Annotated in this window: 9 protein-coding genes and 1 pseudogene; 2 read left to right on the forward strand and 8 right to left on the reverse strand. The window is 74.1% G+C overall.

The annotated features are described in order from the left end of the window. From AC51EU_RS23750 to AC51EU_RS23765, 4 genes and pseudogenes are all read right to left on the reverse strand, one after another. Positions 1 to 105: pseudogene (locus AC51EU_RS23750) on the reverse strand (hydrolase); the annotation flags it as partial. Between the two features lie 64 nt (positions 106 to 169). Beyond that, positions 170 to 1,105 carry a M56 family metallopeptidase gene (locus AC51EU_RS23755; protein WP_496269080.1) on the reverse strand — a complete coding sequence of 312 codons (936 nt, stop codon included), beginning with the start codon at positions 1,103 to 1,105 and terminating at the stop codon, positions 170 to 172. Between the two features lie 107 nt (positions 1,106 to 1,212). After that, the gene (locus AC51EU_RS23760) at positions 1,213 to 1,776 is read right to left on the reverse strand and encodes a DUF5134 domain-containing protein (protein WP_496269081.1); all 564 of its coding nucleotides are present in this window, start codon (positions 1,774 to 1,776) and stop codon (positions 1,213 to 1,215) included. A gap of 169 nt (positions 1,777 to 1,945) precedes the next feature. After that, on the reverse strand, positions 1,946 to 2,332 hold the full coding sequence (locus AC51EU_RS23765; RefSeq protein WP_496269082.1) for a VOC family protein: 387 nt from the start codon (positions 2,330 to 2,332) through the stop codon (positions 1,946 to 1,948). A gap of 205 nt (positions 2,333 to 2,537) precedes the next feature. Here AC51EU_RS23765 and AC51EU_RS23770 point away from each other — a divergent pair, with 205 nt between their 5' ends. Beyond that, complete coding sequence (locus AC51EU_RS23770) at positions 2,538 to 3,071, forward strand: GNAT family N-acetyltransferase (RefSeq protein WP_496269083.1); 534 nt, start codon at positions 2,538 to 2,540, stop codon at positions 3,069 to 3,071. Between the two features lie 6 nt (positions 3,072 to 3,077). Here AC51EU_RS23770 and AC51EU_RS23775 read toward each other — a convergent pair whose 3' ends face one another. The 4 genes from AC51EU_RS23775 to AC51EU_RS23790 form a co-directional block, all read right to left on the reverse strand. Beyond that, complete coding sequence (locus AC51EU_RS23775; RefSeq protein ID WP_496269084.1) at positions 3,078 to 3,875, reverse strand: amino acid ABC transporter ATP-binding protein; 798 nt, start codon at positions 3,873 to 3,875, stop codon at positions 3,078 to 3,080. After that, entirely contained in the window at positions 3,872 to 4,777 is a 906-nt protein-coding gene (locus AC51EU_RS23780) for an amino acid ABC transporter permease (RefSeq protein ID WP_496269085.1), read from the reverse strand. The genes AC51EU_RS23775 and AC51EU_RS23780 overlap by 4 nt, the downstream gene beginning before the upstream one ends. Beyond that, positions 4,774 to 5,637: an ABC transporter substrate-binding protein gene (locus AC51EU_RS23785; protein ID WP_496269088.1), complete on the reverse strand. Its 864-nt coding sequence runs from the start codon at positions 5,635 to 5,637 to the stop codon at positions 4,774 to 4,776. Before AC51EU_RS23785 ends, AC51EU_RS23780 begins: the two co-directional genes overlap by 4 nt. A 170-nt stretch (positions 5,638 to 5,807) precedes the next feature. Further along, on the reverse strand, positions 5,808 to 6,491 hold the full coding sequence (locus AC51EU_RS23790; protein WP_496269086.1) for a glycerophosphodiester phosphodiesterase: 684 nt from the start codon (positions 6,489 to 6,491) through the stop codon (positions 5,808 to 5,810). Between the two features lie 535 nt (positions 6,492 to 7,026). Between AC51EU_RS23790 and AC51EU_RS23795 the strand changes: the two genes are divergently transcribed. Beyond that, complete coding sequence (locus AC51EU_RS23795; protein ID WP_496269087.1) at positions 7,027 to 8,424, forward strand: DUF6421 family protein; 1,398 nt, start codon at positions 7,027 to 7,029, stop codon at positions 8,422 to 8,424. Positions 8,425 to 8,499 lie beyond the last annotated feature (75 nt).

Here is an 8,499-nt window from a genome sequence, read left to right on the forward strand (position 1 = left end):
CATGGCGGTGCCGGTGGCGTCCAGGGCCGCGCGCAGCCAGGACTCGGCGGTCTCGATGTGCAGCAAGGTCCCGGAGAAGTCGAAGAGCACACCCGTGATCGTCATAGGGGTCATCCTGTCCCGGAGGCGGGGTACCGATGCCGCCGGGCGGGGGTGCGTGCCGCCCCGGTCAGGTCAGTGCGCTCAGCCCCGGTACGAAGGTGATCAGCAGGGGGACCGCGGGGACCAGCGCGGCGTACGCCGTCATCCGCAGCCGGCGGCCGGGGGAGAGGCGGGCGGCGGGCGCCAGCAGGCGGTCCACCCGGCGCGGGACGTCGGCGAGCTGGGCGGGGCACGGTCCGAACACGCCGCGGTCCTCGTTGAGTCCGACCAGGGCGAGGGCGATGGTCAGTCGTCCGAAGCGGCGCGAGGCGACATCGTCGGCGGCGAGTTCCACCAGCCGGTGGACCTGGTCGCGGAAGGCCGCGAACACCGGCACCTGCGGGAAGCCGGCGGCCAGCGCGGACGCGCAGTGCAGCAGCAGGTCGTGCCGGGCCCGCGCGTGGCCCTGCTCATGGGCGACCAGCGCGTCGAGCTGACGCTCCTTCAGGCGCCGTAACGCCGAGGTGGTGACGACCAGTTGGGGGGTGGCCCGGTGCAGCCACCACGCCGCGGGGCGGTCGCCCTCCAGGATGACGAGGCGGCCGCCGGTGCGCTCCTCGCCGGGGAGCAGGGGGACGCGCCGCAGCAGGTCGGCGCGCTGCTGCCGGCGCCGGGCGCGCGCCGCCCGCACCTCGCGGGTCAGCGCCACCGCCGTCCACGCTCCGCCGCCGGCCAGCAGCAGGGCGAGGGAACCGGCCCAGGGGCCGTAGGTGTTCAGCGCGTACGCCTCCACGACGGCCCGGGGGGCCGGTCCGAAGACCTGGCCGCGCACGGCCTCCCAGGCGGCGGCCGCGGTCAGCGCCATCGCGAGTCCGCAGCACAGCAGCACCGCCGCCACCACGCACTGCCACACCCACAGGGCGAGCACCGGCTCGCGGTCGGGCCAGTCGGAACGGGCCATCAGGCGCGGCGCCGTCGCCGCGGCCAGCGCGCCGAGGGCCATCAGCGCGAGGGGGACCATCATGCCGTCACCCTATGAGCGCCCCGCCGCCGCGAGGTACGGCCGGGGAGCGGAAGTGACGGATGCCACTGCCGTGTCGGGCGTCGCCGGGCGTGCCCCCGTGACGTCCGTCAGAGCGTCAGCAGCATGGCGAACATGCCGAGGCCCATCGCGATCCGGCACGCGCCCAGCAGCTCGGACCGGGCGGCGGGCACCCCGCTCGGGGCGGGGCCCGCCGCCACGGGTATCAGCCGGACACCGGCGGCCAGGACGAACACCGCGAAGTAGACGAGCAGCGCACCGGTCAGCAGCGGCAGCCCGCCCGGCCCGTGACGGCCCGCCATCCCCGCCATCCCCGCCGTCTCCCCGGCCGGGGAAGGACCGGACATCCCCGTCATCGCCAGCGCCATGTAGACCATCGCCGCGGAACCCACCGCGTGGTGGGGGTGGCGCCGCACCATCGCCCAGACCGTCGTGACGCCGAAGAGGGCCGTGAACGCCCACGGCAGCCAGTCCGGTGGCACCACCGCCGAGGCGGGCAGCGCCATCACCGCCATGCCCAGCCCCATCAGCGCCTCACCGCGCGCCTCGGCGCGCTGGGCGGGGGTGCCGTGACGGGCCCGCGTCAGGCAGTACACGCCCGTGGCGGCGCACAGCAGCACCAGCAGCCACCCCGTCAGCGGCGGTCCGTGCACGGCGCACCTCCCCACGCGCCGGCCGTCCGCCGCGGTCGGTCCGCGGCCCGCCGGGCGCCCTCCGTACGCCCGCAGGATGCCCGCCGCGGCCCCCGGCGTACGGGAGCGCACGGAGGCACCGGGGGGCGCGGGGACCGGCCCGCCCGGTGGACGGCCGCCGGGTGTCACCTCAGGGGCGGTAGCGCAGCGGGTGGCCGGAGGGGACCTCGACGACGGCGATGCGGTGGCCGTCCGGGTCGGCGATCCACATCTCGACCAGGCCCCAGGGCTCCCGCACCGGCGGGCGCAGCACCTCGACGCCGCGCGCCGCCAGCTCCTCGTGCGCCGCCGCGGCGTCCGCGACCTGGAGCCACAGCTGGAGCGTGGGCCCCGGGGGACCGGACGCGCGCCCGGAGACCTCCAGGAAACCGCCGCCGAGGAAGTAGACGGTGCCGCGCTCGGGCCCCGTACCGAATTCCCGGTAGACCTCCAGGCCCAGCGCCCCGCCGTAGAACGCGCGCGACCGCTCCGGATCGGACGGCCGCACCAGCACCCTGCTGCTCAGTACGTGCACCATGCCGGGACCCTACGCCCGGCGGCGGGCCCGTGCCCGCAGGGCGGCCGACGCGCCCTGTGGGGCGGCCCGCCCGTCCCGAGGGGCGAGATGCCCCGGGCACGAAGGCCGTCCCCCTTGTTAGCCTCCTTCCGTCCGGCCGGACGCCCCCGGGCCCCGCCCGCCGGCCCCGCCCCGCAGCACAGCCCCGAGAGGACCCGCACGCATCATGCCCGCCGGCCAGCTGACCTTCCGCACCGCCACCGAAGCCGACGTCCCCGGACTCGTCGCCCTCGTCGAGTCCGCGTACCGCGGTGACGCGAGCCGCGCCGGCTGGACCACCGAGGCCGATCTGCTGGAGGGGCAGCGCACCGACGCGGAGGGCGTGGGCGAGGCGGTGCGCCACGAGAACGGGCGGCTGCTGATCGCCGAGCGCGACGGCGAGCCGGTCGCCTGCTGCCAGCTCGAACACCGCGGTGACCACGTCTACTTCGGGATGTTCGCGGTCCGCCCCTCGCTCCAGGGCGGCGGCCTGGGCAAGGTGGTCCTCGCCGAGGCGGAGCGTGCCGCGCTGGCCGAGTGGGGCGCCGTCGAGATGCGGATGACCGTCATCCGCCAGCGCGAGGAGCTGATCGCCTGGTACGAGCGGCGCGGCTACCGGCGTACCGGCGAGCTGAGCCCCTTCCCGTACGGCGACGAGCGCTTCGGCATCCCGCAGCGCGACGACCTGGCCTTCGAGCAGCTGGTCAAGCCGCTCGGCTGACGGACGTCACGGCCGCCCGGCCCCGCCGACCCGCCGCAGGAACCGCCGGGTGCGTTCGTGCGACGGGTCGCCGAAGACCCGCTCCGGGGTGCCGCGCTCCAGTACCGTCCCGCCGTCGAGGAAGCACACCTGGTCGGCGACCTCCCGGGCGAAGTCCATCTCGTGGGTGGCCAGGACCATTGTCATGCCGCGCTCCTTGAGGTCGCGGACGACCGCCAGCACCTCGCCGACCAGCTCGGGGTCGAGGGCCGCGGTGATCTCGTCCAGCAGGAGCAGCCTGGGGCGGCAGGCCAGCGCGCGGACGATCGCCACCCGCTGCTGCTGCCCGCCGCTGAGCCGGTCGGGATAGTCACCGGCCCGTCCGCCGAGTCCCAGCCGTTCCAGCAGGTCCCGGGCGTGTTCCTCCGCCCGCGCCCGTGGCACGCCGTGCACCCGGCGCGGCGCCAGGGTGATGTTGTCCAGCACGGTCAGGTGCGGGAAGAGGTTGTAGGACTGGAAGACCGCGCCGATCCGCCGCCGTACGGCGTCCGCGTCCGCCCGGGGATCGGTGATCTCCTCGCCGTCCAGGAAGACGGCGCCGTCGTCGATCTCCTCCAGCAGGTTCGCGCAGCGCAGCAGGGTGGACTTCCCCGAGCCGGAGGCGCCGATCAGGGCGGTGACGGTGTGCGGGGCGACCTCCAGACCGACGTCCCGCAGGACGACCCTGTCCCGGCCGTACGTCTTGCGCACCGCCTCCAGACGCAGCACCGGGTGGTCCGTGCCGCCGGGCGCGGGCCCGCTCGCGTCCGGCTTCTTCCGTCTCATACCGTGCCTCCCTGGGAGCGCCGCCGGTCCGCGCGGGACGTGACCCGGTCGGTGAAGCGCGTCATCGGAATCGTCAGTGCGACGAAGACGATCCCGGCGACGACATAGGGCGTGTAGTTGAATTCCTTCCCGGCGATGATCTGCGCCGCGTAGACGGCGTCCACCGCGCCCGCGATCGACACCAGGCCGGTGTCCTTCTGGAGCGACACCAGGTCGTTGAGGAGCGGCGGCACCACCCGCCGCACGGCCTGCGGCAGCACGACGTACCGCAGTGTCTGCCCGGCGGTCAGGCCCAGGGACCGGGCTGCGGCCCGCTGGCTCGCGTGGACGCCCTCGATGCCGGCGCGGAACACCTCGGCGACATAGGCGGAGTACGTCAGCACCAGGGCCGATCCGCCCAGGACCACCGGATCGGTGGGCACACCCCTCAGCCGCAGCGCCGGGACGCCGAAGACCACGATCAGCAGGCAGATGATCAGGGGCAGGCCGCGGAAGAAGTCGGTGTACGCGGCGGCCAGGGCACGCAGCGGGAAGAACACCGGGCCGCGCAGGGTGCGGGCCACCGCCAGCAGCAGCCCGATCACCAGCACCGCCGCCCCGCACACCACCAGCAGCCGCAGGTTCAGCAGCAGCCCCTCCAGTACCTTGGGCAGCGCCTCGCGTGCGTATGCGGCGTGGAAGAAGGTGTCCCGGGTGCGCGGCCAGCCGGGGGAGCGGGTGACGACGAGGTAGAGGACGACGGCGGTGACGAGAGTGCTGAGCGCGGCGACGGCGGTGGCGCGGCGGGTGCTGGCCCGCCGGTGGCGCTCGCGCGCCAGCCGCCGTGCCGAGGGCACATAGCCGTCGTGTTCCCCGGCCCCCGCCGCCGGGCCGTCCTGCACGGCTTCGCCCGGCCCGGTCATGACAGCACCGGGGCGTGCGCGGCGTCGGTCAGCCAGGTCTTCTCCAGCCGGGCCAGGGTGCCGTCCGCGCGCAGCGCGTCCACCGCGGCCGTCACACAGCCGGTGAGCGCGCTGTCCTTGTCCAGGACCAGCCCGAACTGCTCGCGGGTGCGGCCGCCGGCCGCGAACTGCCCGACGACGACGGCGTCCTCGACCTCGGAGGTGAGGGCGAAGGCGGTCGGCAGGTCGGTGACGACGGCGTCGACCTGGCCGTTGCGCAGCGCGGACTTGGCGTAGTCGTTCTTCTGGAAGACGGCGGGCCGCTGGGCGGGGCGGACGCGGTCGCCGATGACGTCGAGGCTGGTGGTGCCGACCTGGGCGCCGAGCCGGACGGTCCGCAGCTCCGCCAGGCGCGTGGCGCGCGCGGCCGCGGAGCCCTTGAGGGCGACGACCGCCTGCCGTACGTCGTAGTAGCCGGAGGAGAAGTCGACGGCCCTGCGGCGCTCGTCGCTGACGGATACCTGGTTGATGTCGAAGTCGAACTCCTTCGTACCCGGTGCGAAGGAGTTGTTGAACGGAACGGTCCGCCAGACGACCGCTTTCTTCCCGTAGCCGAGGCGCCGGGCGACGGCGTAGGCGACCGCGGACTCGAAGCCCCGGCCGTTGGACGGGTCGTCGTCGGCGAACCACGGGGCGTACGCGGGCCGGTCGGTGCCGACGGTCAGCCTGCCGGGGGTCACGGTCGCCGGCCTGCCGCAGTCGCGGCCGGAGGCGGCCCGTCCGCCGCCGGGGGCGTCCTGCGGGGCACAGCCGGCGGCCGCCAGCAGCAGGGCTGCGGCGGCGCAAACGGCGCGGGCTGCTGAGGAGTTGGCGAGGCGCATGGCGGGAGGGTGGCAGTGCCCGGGGCGGTCTGTCGAGATCACCGGGGAAAACGTCCGTATGCCGGAAGGTTGTTGCGGTGCCGTGAACACCGGATGTCCCCGGGCGAGGGCGCGCGCCTCCCGCGCCGCCGGGCGGCCCGAGGGCGCGCGCCTCCCGCCGTGCGCCCGGCTCAGGCGGTGAAGCGCACCGAGCGCCGGATCTCCGGGCGGTCGGTGACCACGCCGTCCAGCCCCAGCCCGCGCGCCAGCCGCAACTGGTCGTGGGTGTTGACCGTCCAGCCCAGCACCCGCAGGCGGGCGGCATGGGCGCGTTCGACCAGTTCGAGGGTGAGCCGGCGGATGTTCAGCGAGAGCATGCCCGCGCCGACCGCCTGGGCGCGGGCGACCACATCGGTGCCGTACCGGCTGGCGACCAGCGCGGTGCGCACCCCGGGGAGCAGGGTGCGTACGGCCGCCAGCGCCTCGTCGTGGAACGAGATCACCTCGACCCGGGTGGTCAGATCGCGGGCCCGCATCACCTCCGCGAGCGCCCGCGCGGCCGCCACGTCCTTGATCTCCGCCTGGAGGGGGGACGAGACCGCGTCCACGACCTCCTCGAAGACGGGGATGCGTTCCCCGCGTCCGGCGTCCAGTTCCCGCAGTTCGGCGAGGGTGCGTTCGGCGATCGGGCCGCTGCCGTCGGTCGTGCGGTCCAGTTCGGCGTCGTGCATGACCACGAGGGCGCCGTCCTTGCTCAGATGCAGGTCCAGTTCGATCACGTCGAGGCCCTCGTGTTCGGCGCGCAGGAACGACCGCAGGGTGTTCTCCGGCTCCACGCCCATGATCCCGCGGTGTCCGATGGTGAGAAAGGACAAAGCTGCCTCGCTTCTGTCGGCTCGGTGCTGCTCTGGGTCACTGCCGGCCGCCCGCTGCCGCCGGTGCCGCCCGGCGCGGACCGGTGCGGCGGTCGTCGGCCCCGGCGGTACGGCGGCCATCGGTACATAGCCGTACGAAATGGCGCACAGCCTAACGGGCCCGGCCCCCGAAGGCCCGTCCACCGCACGCCACCGGTACGGCTACCCGCGCGGCGCCGCCCGTCACCGTCCGGCGCGGGCGCCGGTGCCCTGAGCCCCTGCGGGAGAAGGGCCGCCTCACCCGCGCGTGGGCGTTTCCCGGCCGCGCTGACGCCCGCCCGCTCCGGGGCGCCACGCTTCGCACCCGCTCCCCGCTCCGGAAGAAGCACGGGCAGACCCGGCGACCCGAGTCGAACATGCCGCGCATTCCGTTTCCGGCAGGAAAAACGCCCGTGACCACGGGTGGGAACAGAATATTTTCCACCCCACCTCTTGAGCGGGGCATTGCCGCTGGATACGGTGTCCCCACCGCACGATCTACCGCCGGAGGGCAGTCATGACGGAAATCCTTTCGCCTGTGGGTGCCCAGGAGGGCGCCGCGACCGCAGAACGTGTGGTCGACCACCCGGCGTGGCCGGAGCTCAAGGACGCCATCGAGACGATCCGCCCCTGGCAGGCGAAGGACGGTTCCATCGACCTCGCGGCGGAGGGCGCCCCGACCGCCGGGGAGGTGCGCCACCAGGTCGGCCGCGCCGTCACCGCCATCGGCGAACTGGCCCCGCTGCTCCCGCACAACGCCGCCTACCACGAGGCGCTCGCCGCCGACCTCGGCCGCTGGGCCGACGACGGCTTCGGCGTCCCCGACTTCCTCGACTCGCTGCTCGCCTTCCAGCCCGCCCGGCAGCGCGCCGACGGCCTCCAGCACCTCGTCGTCTTCCCCATGTACACGCAGAACGGCAACCCGGACCGCAACTTCGAGGCCGTCGTCCTGCGCATGGTCTGGCCCGAGTGGCTGGCCGAACTGGAGCGCACCCGCTACGACAACCCGCTGTTCTGCGGCATCACCTTCGAGGACTTCACCGCGGGCTACGACACCAACTCCGCCGTCCTCTTCCCCGAGACCGTCGCCGTCCGCGAGGCCCCCGAGCGCTTCACCTGGGGCGGTATCTTCTGCGACCGCGAGGCCGCGCGCTTCCGCCGCGTCACCGAGGCCGCCGTCGCCACCCTCGGCCTCGAACTGCCCGAGGACGTCCGGGAGCTGATCGCCGACCAGAAGCGCTGCGAGGAGGCGTTCGTCCTGTGGGACATGGTGCACGACCGCACCCACAGCCACGGCGACCTGCCCTTCGACCCGTTCATGATCAAGCAGCGCCAGCCGTTCTGGATGTACGGCCTGGAGGAGCTGCGCTGCGACCTCACCGCCTTCAAGGAGGCCGTGAAGCTGGAGGCCGAGGGCGTCCCCCAGGCCCGTGACGTGCAGTTCGCGGTGATCTTCGACCGGATGTTCCGCTTCCCGGTCACCGGCGACCGGGTGCGCAACTACGACGGCCTCGGCGGCCAGCTGATGTTCGCCTACCTCCACCGGCACGACGTCGTACGCTGGACGGACAACACACTCCACATCGACTGGGAGCGGGCCCCGAAGGTCACCAACCAGCTCTGCGGCGAGATCGAGAAGCTCTACCGCGACGGCATCGACCGGCCCAAGCTGGTGCACTGGCTCGCCGCCTACGACCTCGTCTCGGCCTACCTCGCCCCGCACCCGGGCTCCGTCTGGGCCAAGGGCCCCGAGGCCCTCGACCTGGACCAGCCGCCGCGCCGGCTCGTCGACGAGGTGCTGCCCGACGAGTTCCCGCTCAGCATGTTCTACGAGGCCCTCGCCAAGAAACTGCGCACGGTGATCGCCTCCACCAAGGGCATCACGGCCGGCACCGACACGCTGGCCGCGGCGTGACCGGCGGGGACCGGCGGACCACCACCCAGGACCACGAGGAGGCGACAAGGATGACCACGTCGAAGGGCGGCCCGG

This window comes from Candidatus Streptomyces philanthi, assembly GCF_059553635.1.

Coding starts and splice junctions, on each gene's coding strand:
- AC51EU_RS23770 (WP_496269083.1), top strand. CDS start 2,538: ATGCCCGCCGGCCAGCTGACCTTCCGCACCGCCACCGAAGCCGACGTC.
- AC51EU_RS23795 (WP_496269087.1), top strand. CDS start 7,027: ATGACGGAAATCCTTTCGCCTGTGGGTGCCCAGGAGGGCGCCGCGACC.
- AC51EU_RS23765 (WP_496269082.1), bottom strand. CDS start 2,332: ATGGTGCACGTACTGAGCAGCAGGGTGCTGGTGCGGCCGTCCGATCCG.
- AC51EU_RS23755 (WP_496269080.1), bottom strand. CDS start 1,105: ATGATGGTCCCCCTCGCGCTGATGGCCCTCGGCGCGCTGGCCGCGGCG.
- AC51EU_RS23785 (WP_496269088.1), bottom strand. CDS start 5,637: ATGCGCCTCGCCAACTCCTCAGCAGCCCGCGCCGTTTGCGCCGCCGCA.
- AC51EU_RS23775 (WP_496269084.1), bottom strand. CDS start 3,875: ATGAGACGGAAGAAGCCGGACGCGAGCGGGCCCGCGCCCGGCGGCACG.
- AC51EU_RS23780 (WP_496269085.1), bottom strand. CDS start 4,777: ATGACCGGGCCGGGCGAAGCCGTGCAGGACGGCCCGGCGGCGGGGGCC.